We start from the raw sequence: 16,748 nt of genomic DNA, 5'->3' as shown, positions 1-16,748 counted from the left end.
TTCCTCGCTCTTCGCTCTTCGCTCTTCGCTCTTCGCTCTTCGCTGTTTGTAGCGCTTCGCTGTTCGTCGTTCCTCGTTCTTTTTTCCGCGCCACGCCGGCAAGCGCGCACCGATTCCTCCGATTCCCGCGGCATGCGGCCCGAATGGCCGTTGCCCGTCCGATTCATTTAAAGGAGCCTCGCCATGTCGCTCGCCGTGGTGCGCAGTCGCGCGCCGGCGGCCGGCCGCGCGCCGGACGTCACCGTCGAAGTCCATCTTGCCAACGGGTTGCCGTCGTTCTCGATCGTCGGCCTGCCCGATCTCGAAGTCCGCGAAAGCCGCGAGCGCGTGCGCGCCGCGCTGCAGAACTGCGGATTCGACTTCCCCGTCAGGCGCATCACCGTCAATCTCGCGCCGGCCGACCTGCCGAAGGAGTCCGGCCGCTTCGACCTGCCGATCGCGCTCGGCATCCTCGCCGCGAACGGCCAGCTCCCGGCCGACGCGCTGGCCGGCCGCGAATTCGCGGGCGAACTGTCGCTGACCGGCGCGCTGCGGCCGATGCGGGGCGCGTTCGCGATGGCGTGCGGCGCGGCACGGGACTGGCGCGCCGCGGCGACTGGAGCGGGCTTCGGCTCCTGCGCCGCGGAGACCGGATCCGGCTTCGGGCCCGCCGCCACGGGGACCGGCGCGGGCTTCGGCTCTCGCGCCGCGGCCGTCGCGCCGTCCGGGCCGGCGGCCGCAGCCCGTCCGCCCGAGCTGTACCTGCCGCTCGACAGCGCGGCCGAGGCCGCGCTGGTGCCGGGTGTCACCGTGTTCGGCGCGCCCGACCTGCCCGCGCTATGCGCGCACCTGGCCGGTGCGCCGGATGCGCGGCTCGCGCCGGTCGAGGCGCCCGGCCTCGACGGCGTGCCGGCGCCGGCCGCCCCCGATCTCGCAGACGTCGTCGGCCAGCGCGGCGCCCGGCGCGCGCTCGAAGTCGCCGCCGCGGGCGGGCACCACATGCTGATGATCGGGCCGCCCGGCGCCGGCAAGTCGATGCTCGCCGCGCGCCTGCCCGGCCTCCTGCCGCCGCTGACCGACGACGAGGCGCTGGCGTCGGCCGCGCTCCTTTCCGCGAGCCGCATCGGCTTCTCGCCCGCGCACTGGCGGCGGCGCCCGTTCCGCGCGCCGCACCACTCGTCGAGCGCCGCCGCGCTGGTCGGCGGCCGCAACCCGCCGCAGCCGGGCGAGATCACGCTCGCGCACCTCGGCGTGCTGTTTCTCGACGAACTGCCCGAATTCGACCGGCACGTGCTGGAGATGCTGCGCGAGCCGCTGGAAGTCGGCCGCATCACGATCTCGCGTGCGGCGCAGCAGGCCGACTTCCCCGCCGCGTGCCAGCTGATCGCCGCGATGAATCCGTGCCCGTGCGGCTGGCACGGCGATCCGTCCGGGCGCTGCCGCTGCACCCCGGAGCTCGCCACGCGCTATCTGCGCAAGCTGTCGGGGCCGCTGCTCGACCGCATCGACATCCAGATCGACCTGCCCGCGCTGTCGCCGGCCGAACTCGCGTCGCGCGCGACGGCGCCCGGCGAGCCGAGCGCCGCGGTCGCCGCGCGGGTCGCCCGGGCGCGTGCGCTGCAGCTCGACCGGCAGGGCAAGACCAACCACATGCTAAGCGGGCGCGAGACCGACGACCTGTGCCGGCCGACCGACGACGGCGAGCGGCTGCTGCGCGAGGCCGGCGAGCGCTTCGGCTGGTCGGCACGCGCGTATTTCCGCGTGCTGAAGGTCGCACGGACGATCGCCGACCTGGCCGGCGACCCGTTGCCGACGGCCGCGCAGATCGCCGAGGCGATCCGCTACCGGCGTGCGCTCACGGCACCATGAATGCCCCGCGGAGGACAAAATATGACTGTCAAGACTTGACTTATGCACAATTTCACGAATCCGGCCCCTGATCACCCGGCGCGGGCACTCCTTCGCCGCGAAATTCGTATCTCTTTGTTTTTATTGATTTTTCCGAAATGGATAGCCAACTGTCAAATGCGCCGGAAGGCCGTCCGGCGCGGCTTTGCGGGCGATTCGGTCAACTTTTCAACAAAGTTATCCACATGCGCTGTGGATAGCCGAAAAATCCCCGCAAAATCCGGCGATTAGCACCGAAAGTTGCGAATGAACATTCAATTGTCATGAAGTGTCTGAGCGCCCTCGCCGGCCGCTGTTCAGTCGAGTCTGAACGAGCCGAAAAACTGGTCGAGCTGCTCCTGCGCGAGCGGCCCGTCGGCGATCGCGACGGCCTGGTACGCGTGCCGGCCGCGCGCCACGAGCCGCGCGACGATCGTCTTGCGCGAGCGGTCGCCGCCGCTCGCCGCACCCGCGATGCGCAGCTCGAGCCCGTTTACCGCGCCGCCGGCCGCGAGCGGCACTGGCACCGAGGCCGTCTGCGGCACGCCTTCGAGATTGCGCGACAGCCCGGAACGCAGGAACTCGAGCGCCGCGCGGCGCGTGTCGTCGCGGTCGTCGGGCAGCGTCAGCGTGCCGACCGCGAACACCGCGCCGTCGACGTGCGCGGCCTGCATCCGCATCGGCATCGACGCGCCGCCGACCGCCACCGGCTGGTTCTCGACGGTCGGCTTCGCCGGCAGGTCGATCGTGTAGCCGGCATCGTTGTGCAGCGTACGCCAGTCATATGACGGCGAGCACGCGGCCAGCGCCGCGCTCACGCACGCGAGCGCGGCGAAGTGTCGCAGCGGACGAAAAAGGGGGCGCAACGGATCGATGACTTCCTTCGGCATGGCAGTGATGGGGACAGGCAAAAGGCGCATTATCCGCCGAAGCCGACACCCGGGATGTGTGGCGGCCGCCGGTGCGCGCGCCGCATTCGCGCTAAAATAACCGCCGAATTTCGACGTCCTTTGCATCGATCCGCGTCATCGACCGACTCCGAGAGCACCGCAGATGAACACCACGCCTCCCGCCCAGCGCCGCACCGGCCCCGCCCGCTATATCGTCGCGGCCGTCGTCGTCGCGGCCATCGCCGTTGCCGGCTTCTTCGCGTTCAACGGCAAGTCCACCGTGCCGGACGCCACGTTCACGCTGCTGTCCGGTCAGAAGGTATCGACGGCCGGCGACCTGAAGGGCAAGGTCTACCTCGTGAACTTCTGGGCGACGAGTTGCGCGACCTGCATGCAGGAAATGCCGCAGATGGTCGATACCTACAATCGCTTCAAGGGTCAGGGGCTGGAGTTCGTCGCGGTCGCGATGAACTACGATCCGCCGATGTACGTCGCGAACTATGCGCAGACGCGCCAGCTGCCGTTCAAGGTCGCACTCGACGACGGCAGCGTCGCGAAGCAGTTCGGCAACGTGCAGCTCACGCCGACCACCTTCGTCGTCGACAAGGACGGCAAGATCCTGAAGCGCTACGTCGGCGCCCCGCAATTCGCGGAACTCGACGCGCTGCTCAAGAAGGCGCTCGACGGCAACGCGGCCTGAGCGCCGCCGGCCGCACCGCACGACAAGGCTCGCAGGGCCGCCCGCCGCGCCCTGCTCCGCACCACGGACCGCACGACCGGCCAGCCCGGTTCCGCGGTCCGTCTCTTTTTCAGCGCTCGGTTTCGCCTTTCGCCGACAGCCCGTAGCGCTTCATCTTCTCGTACAGCGTCGCCTTGCCGACATGCAGCCGGTCGGCCGTCGCGGCGACGGCGCCGCCCGTCTGGTTCAGCGCCTCGGCGATCACCGCGCGCTCGAACTGCTCGATGCGCTCCTTCAGCGTCTGGTCGCTCTCGGCATCGTCGCCGCTCGCACCGGCTTCCTGCGGCATGTCGGCGACGCCGAGCACGAAGCGGTCGGCCGCGTTGCGCAGCTCGCGCACGTTGCCGGGCCAGTCGCGCTGCATCAGGCTCGCGCGCTGCCGGTCGGTCAGCACGGGGGCCGGCCGCCCGTAGCGCACGGCCGCGTCGAGCATGAAGTGCTCGAACAGCGGCACGATGTCCTCGCGGCGCTCGGCGAGCGGCGGCAGCGCGATCGTCACGACGTTGAGCCGGTACAGCAGGTCGCGCCGGAACGTGCCGGCCGCGACGAGTTCGCTCATGTCGCCTTTCGCGGCCGCGACGACGCGGCAGTTCACGCGGATCGGCTGGTTCGAGCCGAGCCGCTCGAGCACGCCGTCCTGCAGCACGCGCAGGAGCTTCACCTGCAACGCGAGCGGCATGCTTTCGATTTCGTCGAGGAACAGCGTGCCGCCGGACGCATATTCGAGCTTGCCGACGCGGCGCTTCGCGGCGCCGGTGAACGCGCCGGGCTCGTAGCCGAACATCTCCGACTCGAACATCGGCTCGGGCAGCGCGCCGCAGTTCACCGCGATGAACGGCTTGTCGCGGCGCGGCGACAGCTCGTGCAGGCTGCGCGCGATCAGCTCCTTGCCGGCGCCCGTGTCGCCGTTGATCAGCACCGATGCGTCGGTGGGCGCGACGTTCGCGATCAGCTTGCGCACCTGTTCGATCGCCGGACTGCGGCCGATGATGCGCGGCGCGACGATGTTCTGGCCGGCCAGCTCGCGCCGCAGCGCATGGTTCTCGAGCACGAGCTCGCGCCGCTCGAGCGCGCGGCGCACCGTCTCGATCAGCCGCTCGGCCGCGAACGGCTTTTCGATGAAGTCGTACGCGCCGTCGCGCATCGCCTGCACGGCCATCGAGATGTCGCCGTGGCCGGTGACGAGGATCACGGGCACGTCGGGCACGCGCTCGCGGCACTGCGCGAGCAGGTCGAGCCCGCTTGCGCCGGGCAGCCGGATGTCGCTGACGATCGCGCCGGCGGTTTCCGCGACGATCGCCTTGTCGGCCGCCTCGGCCGATTCGAACCCGACGACGTCGAACCCGGCGAGCTGGAGGCTCTGCACGCTCGCCCGGCGAACGAGCGCATCGTCTTCGATATAGATCACTTGCAGCCGGTTGGCCATCGTAGTCACTTGCTCCTGACAGACCGCGCGGCGGTGGTGCGCGCGGCTCTCGTTGATGCGGTCGTGCGGTGCCTAGCGCGAGCCCGCCGGCTCGGACACGGCGTCCGGATGATGCGTGCGCGCGCGCCGCAGCGTCAAGACGAACAGCGCGCCGCCGGACGGCGCATTGCGCGCGGTCAGCGCGCCGCCCGCGTCGCTCGCGATCGACGACGAGATCGCGAGCCCGAGCCCGAGCCCGCGCCCCATTTCCTTGGTCGTGAAGAACGGTTCGAACAGCCGCGGCAGCAGCTCGGGCGCGATGCCGGAGCCGTTGTCGCGCACCTCGACCGCGAGCGTCGCGACCGACACCGCGATCGTCACTTCGATCGCCGGCGCGGCGACGCCCGCGACCGCGTCGAGCGCGTTGCCGAGCAGGTTGATCAGCACCTGTTCGAGGCGCAGGTCCTCGCAGCGGGCGACGAGTTCCGGATAGTCGCGCGCCAGATCGAGCGGCGCATCCTGCGCGGGCAACACCGTCGCATCCTGCAGCGTCAGCGTAAGCGCGACGCCGCGCAGCCGGTCGCCGAGCAGCGACAGCACGCTGCGCAGCGCGCGCACGACGAGCGCCTGTTCGTTGCGCGGCTTCGCGCGGCCGACGAACAGCTTCAGCTGGTTGGTGATCTTGCCCATCCGCTCGGTCAGCGCGGCGATCGCCTCGAGGTTCTCGCGCGCGGCCGCCTGCTCGCCGCGATCGAGCAGCACGCGCGTGTTGTCCGAGAAGCTGCGCAACGCCGCGAGCGGCTGGTTCAGTTCATGCGTGATGCCGGCCGCCATCTGGCCGAGCGCGGCGAGCTTGCTCGCCTGGATCAGTTCGTCGTGCGCGGCGCGCAATTCCTGCTCCGCGCGGATCCGGTCGCCGACTTCCTTCTGCAATTGCTCGTTCGCTTCCGACAGGTCGGCCGTGCGTTCCTCGACGCGCCGGTTCAGCTCCGCATACGCCTGCTGCAGCAGCGCGCGGCCGCGGATCATCTCGCGCACGCGCGCGCGGCGCATGCGCCAGTAGAACGCGAGCAACGCGACCGACACGAAGCCGAAGCCCGTGACGATCGTCGCGTTGCGCGCGTCGGCGTCGATGGGCGCGATCGGCGCGAGCGTGACGAGCAGCCAGTCGGGCTCGCCGATCCGCCGCTTGCTGGCGAGGAAACGCGGCGCGCGCAGGCCGGGGCCTACGCCGGCCGCACCGAGGCGCACGATCTCCGCATCGGCGCCGAGCACCTGCTCGACGCGCAGCGGCAGCGGCGTGACGGGCTGCTGCGCGTACTGGCGCGTCTCGTAGATCGACGCGGCGACGGGCCCCGTCAGCGGATGCAGCGTGTGGTACTTCCAGGCGGGCACGGACGACAGGAACACGACGCCATGATCGTCCGCGACGACGAGCGGCTCGGACGCATCGGCGCCCTGGAACCATTCGAGATTGAGCTTCACGACGACGACGCCCGCGATCCTGCCGTCGCGCCACACCGGCTGCGAGATGTAGTAGCCGGGGTCGCGCGAGATCGTGCCGATCGCGAAGAAGCGGCCGACCCGGCCGTTCATCGCGTCGATGAAATACGGACGAAACTGGTAGCCGTTCCCGACGAAGCTGTCCGGCGCGCGCCAGTTGCTGGCGGCGACGCACAGGCCGTCCGCGCCGATCACGTAGGTGACGGTCGCGTGCGCGTGTTCGTTGAGGTCCTCGAGATAGCGGTTCGCGCGCGCGGTGAAATCGGCGCGCTTCGGCTCGGCGAGCAGGTCCAGCACGTACGGATGGCTGCCGAGCAGATAAGGCAGCGATTCGTAGCGGTCGAGCGTGCTCTTGAGCGCGTTGGTGGTGCGGTCGACCCGCACCGCGGCGTTGCGCTGCAGCTCGGCGACGCCGCGCTGCCACGTGATGGTCCACGTCAGCGCGCACGCCGCCGCGAGCGCGGCGGCAAGCACGACGAGGATGAGCAGGCGGCGCTTCACGGACGTGACTTCCTGGCGATGCGGATCGCCTATTGTGTCATAGGGCGCCTCGTCGCTGCCCCGTCCGCCGCGCGGCGCACCGCCCGCGGGCGGTGCCGCCGCCTGCTCCTTCATGACGTCAGACGCCGGCCGTCTCGGTCGGCGTGACCTCGCCGCCGCCCTTCAGCGCCTGGCGCAGCTTGTTGCGGTCGAGTTCCTTCTCCCAGGCCGACACGACGACCGTCGCGACGCCGTTGCCGACGATGTTGGTCAGCGCGCGGCATTCGCTCATGAAGCGGTCGATGCCGAGGATCAGCACCATGCCCGACAGCGGGATCGTCGGCACGACGGCGAGCGTCGCGGCGAGCGTGATGAAGCCCGCGCCCGTGACGCCGCTCGCGCCCTTCGACGTCAGCATCGCGACCGCGAGCAGCGTGAGCTGCTGCATCCACGTCAGTTCGATGTTGGTCGCCTGCGCGATGAACAGCACGGCCATCGTCATGTAGATGTTGGTGCCGTCGAGGTTGAACGAATAGCCGGTCGGCACGACGAGGCCGACGACCGAACGCGAGCAGCCGGCCTTCTCGAGCTTTTCCATCAGTTGCGGCAGCGCGGCTTCCGACGAGCTCGTGCCGAGCACGATCAGCAGCTCTTCCTTGATGTACGACACGAAGCGGATGATCGAGAAGCCCGTGAAGCGCGCGATCGCGCCGAGCACGACCAGCACGAACACGACCGACGTCAGGTAGAACGTGCCGATCAGCTTGAGCAGCGGCACCAGCGAGCCGACGCCGTACTTGCCGATCGTGAACGCCATCGCGCCGAACGCGCCGATCGGCGCCAGCTTCGTGACGATGTGCACGATGCCGAACAGCACGCGCGTGAGGCCGTCGATGAAGTCGGTCACGACCTTGCCGCGCTCGCCGAGGTGCGCGAGCACGCTGCCGAACAGCAGCGCGATCAGCAGGATCTGCAGGATTTCGCCCTGCGCGAACGCATCGACCATCGTGTTCGGGATGATGTGCATCAGGAAGTCGACCGTCGACTGCCCGTGCGCCTTCGCCGCGTACGATGCGACTTCCTTGCCGTTCAGCGTCGCCGGATCGATGTTGAAGCCGACGCCCGGACGCAGGATGTGCGTGGCCGCGAGGCCGAGCAGCAGCGCGAAGGTCGACACGATCTCGAAGTACAGCAGCGCCTTGCCGCCGACGCGGCCGACCTTCTTCATGTCCTCCATGCCGGCGATGCCGGTGACGACCGTACAGAAGATGATCGGTCCGATCACCATCTTGATCAGCTTGATGAAGCCGTCGCCGAGCGGTTTCATCTCGGTGGCGAGCGACGGATAGAAGTGGCCGAGGATCACGCCGACGATGATGGCGAAGATCACCTGCACATAGAGCACTTTGTAGAAGGGTTTCTTCTTCACGATGGTTCCTGCTGAAGTAGATGAGCCGGTGGAAACGGCGTCACGCGCGCAGGCGAATGTCTCAGGGGAGAAGGCATTCGCCCGCGCGGCTGCCGTGCCGCAACAAGCGATGCCTCAGGACATCCGGAGGGGGAGGAAGGCATTGGTCATCGGTTGTCTCCTTGCTTGCTGTAGTAGTTCGGCCGGGGGATGGCCGTGCGCTTTATATCGCAAGGTCGATGCCAGGTTTCCGGAACCCCTCAAGCCGTTGTTTTCATTGTATTTCTCATAATGCGGCAGGCAAGGAAATCCGGGATTCCGGATTTCCGGAAAATATCCGTCCGGCGATCCGGACGGATCGATCGTTTCATCCGACGAATCAATGCTGCACGGCTTCACCGGCCAGCACGCCCGTCTGCGCATAGAACTCCTGCTGCGCGAACGCGTCGCGCTCGCGCCGCGCGCGCTCGCCGCGGTCCGCGAGCGAGCCGACGACGATCCCCACGAACGCGAGCGGCACCGACACGAGCGCCGGGTTGTCGAGGAACACCGGCGCGTGCGCGTGGTGCAGCACGTCGACCCACACCGACTTCGACAGCACCGTCAGCGCCACCGCCGACGCGAGGCCGAGGCCGCCGCCGAGCACCGCGCCGCGCGTCGTCATCCCGCGCCAGAAGATCGACATCGCGAGCACCGGGAAATTGGCGCTGGCGGCCACCGCCGCGACGAGGCCGACCATGAACGCGACGTTGACGTGCTCGAACAGGATCGACAGCGCGATCGCGACCGCGGACAAGCCGATCGTCGCCGCGCGCGAGATGCGCATTTCCAGCCGCTCGTCGGGCTTGCCGCGCGCCCACATCTGCGCATACAGGTCGTGCGAGATCGTGGTCGCGCCGGCGAGCGTCAGCCCGGCGACCACCGCGAGGATCGTCGCGAACGTGACGGCCGCGATGAAGCCGTAGAACCAGTTGCCGCCGACCGCCTGCGCGAGCTTCACCGCGACCATGTTCGAGCCGCCGAGCAGGTCGTGCGTCAGGTTGAAGGTGCCGTTCGCGCCGAGCCGGAAGAATTCCGGATGCTGCGCGAGCAGCACGATCGCCGAGAAGCCGATCACGAACGTCAGCAGATAGAAATAGCCGATGAAGCCGGTCGCGTAGAGCACCGACTTGCGCGCCTCCTTCGCGTTCGGCACCGTGAAGAAGCGCATCAGGATGTGCGGGAAGCCGGCCGTGCCGAACATCAGCGCGATGCCGAGCGACAGCGCGTTGGCCGGATCGCGGATCAGCTTGCCGGGCCCCATGATCGACAGCGCGCCCGGATGCACGGCCACCGCGCGACGGAACATCTCATCGACGCTGAAGCCGAATTCGGCGAGCGCGAGCAGGACGAGCAGCGTCGCGCCGCACAGCAGCAGCACGGCCTTGATCACCTGCACCCAGGTGGTCGCGGTCATTCCGCCGAAGAACACGTAGACGACCATCAGCACGCCGACGATCAGCTCGGCCGTGCCGTACGACAGCCCGAACAGCAGCTGGATCAGCTTGCCCGCGCCGACCATCTGCACGACCAGGTACAGCACGACGATCGTCAGCGCGTTCGCGGACGTCAGGAGCCGGATCGGCCGCTGCGCGAAGCGGTACGCGACCACGTCGACGAACGTGAACTTGCCGAGGTTGCGCAGCGGCTCGGCGATCAGGAACATCACGAACGGCCAGCCGACCAGGAAGCCGATCGAGTAGATCAGCCCGTCGAAGCCGAACATGAACACCATCCCCGACAGCCCGAGGAACGACGCGGCCGACATGTAGTCGCCCGCGATCGCGAGCCCGTTCTGCAGCCCGGTGATGCCGCCGCCGGCCGTGTAGAAGTCGCGCGTCGAACGCGTGCGGCGCGCGGCCCAGCGCGTAAGCGCGAGCGTCGCGAACACGAACGCGAAGAACATCGCGATCGCCACCGGGTTCAGCTCGACCTTGTCGGGCATCGGGCCCGCGACGCCGGTCGCGTGCGCGGTGGAGGAAACGAGAACGGCCAGCGCGCCGAGCGCGCTCGAAGTGCGTCGCATGTCGGCCTCCGTCACGAACGCTGCAGGATCGCGTCGACGCGGCGGTCGAACGCACGGTTCGCGCGCAGCACGTAGCACGCGGTCAGGCCGATCGCGACCAGGATGATCGCGACGCCCGCGGCGATCCCGACCGTCGTCGTCGCGCCGCGGTACAGCGGCGCCGCAAGCACGTGGGGCGCGAGCGCGACGAGCAGGATAAAGCCGTAGTACGTGGCGATCATCAGTGCCGTCAGCGTGAAGCTGAAGCGGCGCCGTGCGCGCACGAGCTGCTGGTAGTCGCGGCGCGCCGTGACCGATTCGATGACGGAAAGCTCCATGGTGTCTCCAATGTCTCCTCGTCGTTTCGCGAGAAGTGTCTTGTGGATGGCCGGCGCGCCAATCGATCCGCCCGCGCCGTGGCGGCACGTCAATGCGTTACACGACGCGATCCGCGCGCAGTCGCGCGACCTCGTCGGCCGACATCCCGAGCCAGCCGTCGAGCACCGCGTCCGTATCGGCGCCGAGCACCGGCGGCGCGCCGCGCACCGGCAGCCGCGCACCGTCGAAGCGATACGGCGGCGCGAGCACGTCGACGCCGCCCGCGACCGGATGCGGCTGCCGCGTGACGAGCCCCGCCCGGGTCGCGCGCTCGGATGTCAGCGCTTCGTGCAGCCCGAGCACTTCGCCGCACGGAATGCCGCCGGCGGCGAGCGCCGCGAGCAGCGTCGCGCGCGGCCGCCGCGCGAGTTCGCCGCGAATCTCCGGCAGCAGCGCGGCGCGGTTCTCCGAGCGGCCGAGGTTGGTCTTGTAGCGTTCGTCCGCGGCGAGGTCGGGCCGCTCGATCGCATCGCAGAAACGCGCGAACTGCGTGTTGTTGCCGACCGTGATCACGAGCTGGCCGTCGGCCGCATCGAACACGCCGTACGGCACGATCGACGGATGCGCATTGCCGTAGCGCGGCGGATCCTCGCCCATCAGCAACGCATCGAGCCCGTAGTACGCGGTGATCATCAGCCCGCAGTCGAACAGCGCCATCTCGATGCGCCGCCCGCGCCCCGTCGCATGACGCTCGTACAGCGCGGCGAGGATCGCCTGCGCCGAATACATGCCGGTGAACAGGTCGACCGCCGCGACACCGAATTTCAGCGGCGGCTGGGCGGCCTCGCCGTTCAGCGCCATCAGCCCGGCCTCGCCCTGCACGACGAGGTCGTAGCCGGGCCGCGCGGCTTCCGGGCCCGAGCGGTCGTAGCCGGAAATCGCGCAATGCACGAGCCGCGGATTGAGCGCGGCCAGCGCGTCGTAGCCGAGCCCGAGTTTTTCCGCGCCGCCGAACTTGAAGTTGTGCAGCACCACGTCGGCCTGCGCGGCCAGCTCGCGCGCGAGCCGCCGCCCTTCGTCGGTCTGCAGGTCGAGACAGATCGAGCGCTTGCTGCGGTTCACGCTGTTGAAGTAGGTCGTTTCGGTGTCGCCGATCCGCAAGCCCCAGTCGCGTGTGTCGTCGCCGCGCGCCGGATGCTCGACCTTGATCACTTCCGCGCCGAAATCGGCAAGCACCATCGCGCACCACGGGCCTGCCAGCACGCGCGAGAAATCGAGCACCTTCACGCCGGCCAGCGGCAACGCGCGCGATTCGTTCGTCATCCTTGTCTCCTCCATTCGCGTCGTTCGTCTTTATTGTTTCGACAGCGCGATGTAGCGCGCGAGATGGTGATCCTCGTCGCCGAGCTGGTGATCGATCATCACGAGCCGCTTCGCGTAATGCGATAGCGGCAGCTCCCACGTCATCCCGATCCCGCCGTGCAGCTGGATGCTCTCCTCGGCGACCAGCGTGCCGATCCGGCCGACGGTGTACTTGGCCGCCGCGAGCGCGCGCTCGCGCACCGCGCGCGGCGCATCGAGCTGCGCGGCCGCGTTGATCACCGCCGAGCGCGCCTGCTCGACTTCGAGCAGCAGGTCGGCCATCCGGTGCTGCAGCGCCTGGAAGCTGCCGATCGGCAGCCCGAACTGCTTGCGCGTGCGCAGGTAGTCGAGCGTCGCTTCCTTCGCGACGTCCATCGCGCCGAGCGCCTCCGCCGACAGCGCGAGCAGGCCATAGCCGAGCACGCGCTCGAGCAATGCGGCGCCTGCTTCGTCATCCTGAGTTTCCGGCACGCCGAGCGCGGCATCGCCCGGCAGCACGACGCGCTCGAAGCGCACCTCGGCCGCGCGGCCGCCGTCGATCTTCTTGTAGTCCCGCAGCGACACGCCCGGCGCGTCGGCCGGCACGACGAACAGGCCGATGCCGGCCGCGTCGTCGTCCTGACCGGACACGCGCGCGCTGACGACGAAGAACGCCGCCTGCGCGGCCTGGTCGACGACGCCCTTCGCGCCCGTCAGCACCCAGCCGTCGCCGGTGCGCTCGGCGCGCGTGCGCACGGTCGTCAGTTCGTAGTGCGAGCCCGGCTCGTCGTGCGCGAACGCGGCGCTCGCGGTACCGTCGATCAGCGCGGCCAGCCGCGCGCGATGTGCGTCGCCGCCGGCCAGCGCCAGCGCGCGACCCGCGAGCAGCGTGCCGAGGAACGGCTCGACCACGAGCCCGCGGCCGAGGCATTCGAACACCACGGCGATGTCGAAACCCGCGCCGCCGAAGCCGCCGTCGGCTTCGGCAAACAGCGCGCCGACCGCGCCTAGTTCGGCGAAGCGCCGCCACATCGCGCGATCGAAGCCTTCGGCCGACTGGGCGATGCGGTCGCGCACCGGGAACGCATACCGTTCGGCGATGAAGCGGTTCAACGTGTCCGCCAGCATCCGGCGGTCTTCTGTGTGCTGGAAATCCATCGTCGCGTCCCTCGTTACAGCCCGAGCATCATCTTCGCGATGATGTTCTTCTGGATCTCGTTCGAGCCGCCGAAGATCGACAGCTTGCGGTTGTTGAAGTACTGCTGCGCGGCGCTCGCGGCCTCGTCCGGGCCGACCGGCTCGCCGTCGTAATCGGCATCGAGCGCTGCGTCGACGAACGGCTGAGCGTACGGCCCCATCGCGCGGCGCATCAGCGCGGTGATCTCCTGGCGGATCTGCGTGCCGCGAATCTTCAGCATCGAGCTTTCCGCGCCCGGCACGCCGCCGCCCGCGACCGCCGCCAGCACGCGCAGGTTGGTCGTGCGCATGTTCTCGAGTTCGATCTCGACGCGCGCGATGCGCGCCGCGAAGAACGGATCGTCGGCGAGCGGCCGGCCGTTCTTCGTGACCTTCGCGGCCACCGCGCGCAGCCGCTCGAGCGCGGCCGTCGAGAAGCCGATCCCGGCGATGTTGGTGCGCTCGTACGTGAGCAGGTATTTCGCGCAGGTCCAGCCGCGGTTTTCTTCGCCGACCAGGTTCGCCACGGGCACGCGCACGTCGGTGAAGAACACTTCGTTCACCTCGTGCTCGCCGTCGAGCGTGATGATCGGGCGCACTTCGACGCCCGGCGTGTTCATGTCGATCAGCAGGAAGCTGATGCCCTCCTGCTTGCGCACGTCGGTCGCGGTGCGCACGAGGCAGAAGATCATGTTCGCGTAGTGGCCGAGCGTGGTCCACGTCTTCTGGCCGTTCACGACGTAGTGATCGCCATCGCGCACCGCGCTCGTCTTCACCGATGCGAGGTCGGAACCGGCGCCCGGCTCCGAATAGCCCTGACACCACCAGTCGGTGCCGTCGAGAATGCGCGGCAGCCAGTGGCGCTGCTGCGCTTCGCTGCCGTACTTGATCAGCACGGGCCCGAGCATGTTGACGCCGAACGGCACGATGCGCGGCGCGCCGGCGAGCGCGCATTCGTTGTCGAACAGGAACTTCTGCGCGACGCTCCAGCCGGGGCCGCCGTATTCGCGCGGCCAGTGGCTCGCGAGCCAGCCGCGGGCATTCAGGATTGCGTGCCATTCGCGCATGTCGTCGCGCGTCAGGTGCAGGCCGCCCTTCACCTTGCGCGCGGTGCGCGCGGGCAGTTCGGCGGCGAGGAAGCGCTGCACTTCGGTGCGGAACGCTTCCTCTTCGGGAGTGAAATTGAGGTCCATCGTGGGTCCGTTGCGAATGCGGTGGGCGTTCAGTCGATACGGTTCAGGCTCGCGAAATCCGCGCCGCGCCCGACCAGCTCGACGAGCAGCGGCGACGGTTTCCAGAACAGCGGATCCTCCTGCGCGAACGCGCGGATGTCGGCGAGCACGTTCGCGAGGCCGACCGTGTCCGCGTAGTGCATCGGGCCGCCGCGATGGCGCGGGAAGCCGTAGCCGTACAGGAACACCGCGTCGACGTCGAGCGGGCGCAGCGCGATCTTCTCGTGCACGACGTTCGCACCTTCGTTGATCATCGCGGCAAGGTAGCGGCGCAGGATCTCGTCGTCGGTGAACGCGCGCGGCGTGATGCCCTTCTTCGCACGCTCCTGCGCGACGATCGCCTCGACCTCCGGGTCCGGCGTGCCGACGCGCGCGCCGTCCGGATACAGGTAGTAGCCGCGCCCCGTCTTCTGGCCGAACCAGCCGCGCTCGCACAGCCGGTCGGAAATCTCCACGTAGCGCGCGCGCGGGTCGCGCGTGGCCGCACGGCGCTTGCGGGTCGCCCAGCCGATGTCGCCGCCCGCGAGGTCGACGACCTGGAACGGCCCCATCGGGAAGCCGAATTCGCGCACCGCGCGATCGATCTGGTACGGCGACGCGCCGTCCTCCATCAGGTAGTCGGCCGCGGTGCGATAGACGGCGAGGATCCGGTTGCCGATGAAGCCGTCGCACACGCCGGCGCGCACCGGCGTCTTTTTCAGCTGCTTGGCCAGCGCGAACGCGGTCGCGACGACGTCATCGGCGACGCGCGCCGGCACGACGATCTCGAGCAGCTTCATCACGTTCGCCGGCGAGAAGAAATGCAGGCCGATCACGTCGGCCGGCCGGTCGATGCCGGCCGCCAGCTCGTCGATGTCGAGATACGACGTGTTGGTCGCGAGCACCGCGCCCGGCTTGCACGCGCGCGCGAGTTCGGCGAACACCGCCTTTTTCACGGCCATGTCCTCGAACACCGCCTCGATCACGACGTCGGCCTGCGCGAGCGCGTCGTACGACGTGCTGCCCTTGAAGCGCGCGAGGCGCGCCGCGTGCGCGGCCGGCGTCATCCGCCCCTTCGCGACGAGCCCGTCGTACACCTTCTCGACATGCGCGCGGCCGCGCGCGAGCGACGCTTCGTCGCGTTCGATCATCGTCACCGGCAGCCCGGCGTCGAGTGCCGCGACCGCGATGCCCGCGCCCATCGTGCCGCCGCCGACCACGCCGATCCGCTCGACCGGACGCGCGCTCGCGCGGCGCGCCTCGGGCGCCTTCGCGGCCTCGCGTTCCGCGAAGAACGCGTGCACGAGGCCCGCGCGCTGCGGGCTGTCGACGCATTGCAGGAACAGGCTGCGTTCGAGCTTCATCCCCGCGTCGAACGACAGCGTGAGCGCGGCCTCGACCGCGTCGACGATCCTCTCCGGCGAGAACAGGCCGCGCGACTTCTTCGGCAACTCGGCGCGCGCCGCGTCGATCGCGGCCTGCGCGGCCGCGCGGTCGGCGAGGCCCTGCGCATCGCGGGTGCGCCGAGCCGGCGCGCCGAGCGACACGAGTTCCTGCGCATAGGCGAGACCTTCGGCGAGCGTGTCGTCGCTGTGCGCGACGCGATCGACGACGCCGAGCGCGAGCGCTTCGTCGGCGCTTGCGTGACGCCCCGTCAGCATCAGGTCGAGCGCGGCCTGCGCGCCGATCAGGCGCGGCGCGCGCTGCGTGCCGCCCGCGCCGGGCAGCAGGCCGAGCGTGACTTCGGGCAACCCGAGCTTCGCGCCGGGCACCGCGAGCCGGTAATGCGCGGCGAGCGCGACTTCGAGGCCGCCGCCGAGCGTCGCGCCGTGCAGCGCCACCACGACCGGCTTCGCGCTCGACTCGATCCGCTCGCAGACGTCGGGCAGCGACGGCGGCACGGGCGGCTTGCCGAATTCGCGGATGTCGGCGCCCGCGATGAAGTTGCGGCCGGCGCCGACGATCAGCACCGCGCGGATCGCGGCGTCGGCCTGCGCGGCGTCGAGCGCGTCGGCGAGGCCGCGCCGCACATCGGCGGACAGCGCGTTGACGGGCGGATGGTCGATCGTGACGACGAGCACCTTGTCGCGCCGTTCGCGCGTGACGGTGCCGGTCTGGGCGGGTTCGGGGGAAGCGGTTGAATTCATCGTGTCTCCATTGCGGTGCGCCATGCGGGCGGGACCGGTCGCCGGGCCGGCGACCGGCGCCGCTTCCCGATCCCGCGCGGCGGGAAACGATCCGGCGCATGTGCCGGGCATGACTCGATTCTCGATTGATCGAGATTCATTGACAATTCCCGCTCGACTTTACAAGCTGTCAAGTCTGACTTGACATTGAATGCTTTGGGACCGCTTCGGGTCCTTAAGC

12 protein-coding genes are annotated in these 16,748 nt (G+C 69.5%); 2 read left to right on the top strand and 10 right to left on the bottom strand.

Going from position 1 to position 16,748, the window contains the following annotated elements; genetic code table 11:
* Positions 1–183 precede the first annotated feature (183 nt).
* Positions 184–1,848, top strand: coding sequence for a YifB family Mg chelatase-like AAA ATPase (locus NQV17_RS19770; protein ID WP_257773552.1), 1,665 nt, complete (start codon positions 184–186; stop codon positions 1,846–1,848).
* A gap of 335 nt (positions 1,849–2,183) precedes the next feature.
* Here the strand turns inward: NQV17_RS19770 and NQV17_RS19765 are convergent, their stop codons facing one another.
* The gene (locus NQV17_RS19765; RefSeq protein ID WP_257773551.1) at positions 2,184–2,756 is read right to left on the bottom strand and encodes a hypothetical protein; all 573 of its coding nucleotides are present in this window, start codon (positions 2,754–2,756) and stop codon (positions 2,184–2,186) included.
* A gap of 163 nt (positions 2,757–2,919) precedes the next feature.
* Here NQV17_RS19765 and NQV17_RS19760 point away from each other — a divergent pair, with 163 nt between their 5' ends.
* Positions 2,920–3,456 carry a peroxiredoxin gene (locus tag NQV17_RS19760; RefSeq protein ID WP_044846739.1) on the top strand — a complete coding sequence of 179 codons (537 nt, stop codon included), beginning with the start codon at positions 2,920–2,922 and terminating at the stop codon, positions 3,454–3,456.
* A gap of 109 nt (positions 3,457–3,565) precedes the next feature.
* On the opposite strand, the gene NQV17_RS19755 is transcribed toward NQV17_RS19760, so the two are convergent.
* The 9 genes from NQV17_RS19755 to NQV17_RS19715 all read right to left on the bottom strand — a co-directional run bounded on the left by NQV17_RS19755 (position 3,566) and on the right by NQV17_RS19715 (position 16,528).
* On the bottom strand, positions 3,566–4,921 hold the full coding sequence (locus NQV17_RS19755; protein WP_044846740.1) for a sigma-54 dependent transcriptional regulator: 1,356 nt from the start codon (positions 4,919–4,921) through the stop codon (positions 3,566–3,568).
* A 72-nt stretch (positions 4,922–4,993) separates the two neighbouring features.
* Positions 4,994–7,018 (bottom strand): ATP-binding protein, encoded by a 2,025-nt coding sequence (locus NQV17_RS19750; RefSeq protein WP_257773550.1) that lies wholly within the window; start codon positions 7,016–7,018, stop codon positions 4,994–4,996.
* A gap of 4 nt (positions 7,019–7,022) precedes the next feature.
* Complete coding sequence (locus NQV17_RS19745) at positions 7,023–8,312, bottom strand: dicarboxylate/amino acid:cation symporter (protein ID WP_044846742.1); 1,290 nt, start codon at positions 8,310–8,312, stop codon at positions 7,023–7,025.
* Positions 8,313–8,670: 358 nt separating this feature from the next.
* On the bottom strand, positions 8,671–10,356 hold the full coding sequence (locus NQV17_RS19740) for a cation acetate symporter (RefSeq protein WP_124571339.1): 1,686 nt from the start codon (positions 10,354–10,356) through the stop codon (positions 8,671–8,673).
* A gap of 11 nt (positions 10,357–10,367) precedes the next feature.
* The gene (locus tag NQV17_RS19735; RefSeq protein ID WP_014895931.1) at positions 10,368–10,673 is read right to left on the bottom strand and encodes a DUF485 domain-containing protein; all 306 of its coding nucleotides are present in this window, start codon (positions 10,671–10,673) and stop codon (positions 10,368–10,370) included.
* Between the two features lie 97 nt (positions 10,674–10,770).
* Positions 10,771–11,976, bottom strand: coding sequence for a CaiB/BaiF CoA-transferase family protein (locus tag NQV17_RS19730; protein ID WP_257773549.1), 1,206 nt, complete (start codon positions 11,974–11,976; stop codon positions 10,771–10,773).
* A gap of 30 nt (positions 11,977–12,006) precedes the next feature.
* Positions 12,007–13,152 carry an acyl-CoA dehydrogenase family protein gene (locus NQV17_RS19725; RefSeq protein ID WP_257773548.1) on the bottom strand — a complete coding sequence of 382 codons (1,146 nt, stop codon included), beginning with the start codon at positions 13,150–13,152 and terminating at the stop codon, positions 12,007–12,009.
* A gap of 14 nt (positions 13,153–13,166) precedes the next feature.
* Positions 13,167–14,363, bottom strand: coding sequence for an acyl-CoA dehydrogenase family protein (locus NQV17_RS19720; RefSeq protein ID WP_044846745.1), 1,197 nt, complete (start codon positions 14,361–14,363; stop codon positions 13,167–13,169).
* Between the two features lie 29 nt (positions 14,364–14,392).
* The gene (locus tag NQV17_RS19715; RefSeq protein ID WP_257773547.1) at positions 14,393–16,528 is read right to left on the bottom strand and encodes a 3-hydroxyacyl-CoA dehydrogenase NAD-binding domain-containing protein; all 2,136 of its coding nucleotides are present in this window, start codon (positions 16,526–16,528) and stop codon (positions 14,393–14,395) included.
* Positions 16,529–16,748 lie beyond the last annotated feature (220 nt).

The sequence above is a fragment of the Burkholderia sp. SCN-KJ genome, from assembly GCF_024656005.1.
In the GTDB taxonomy this organism is placed as follows: Bacteria; Pseudomonadota; Gammaproteobacteria; order Burkholderiales; family Burkholderiaceae; genus Burkholderia.
This window is presented reverse-complemented; position numbering and strand designations above follow the sequence as displayed.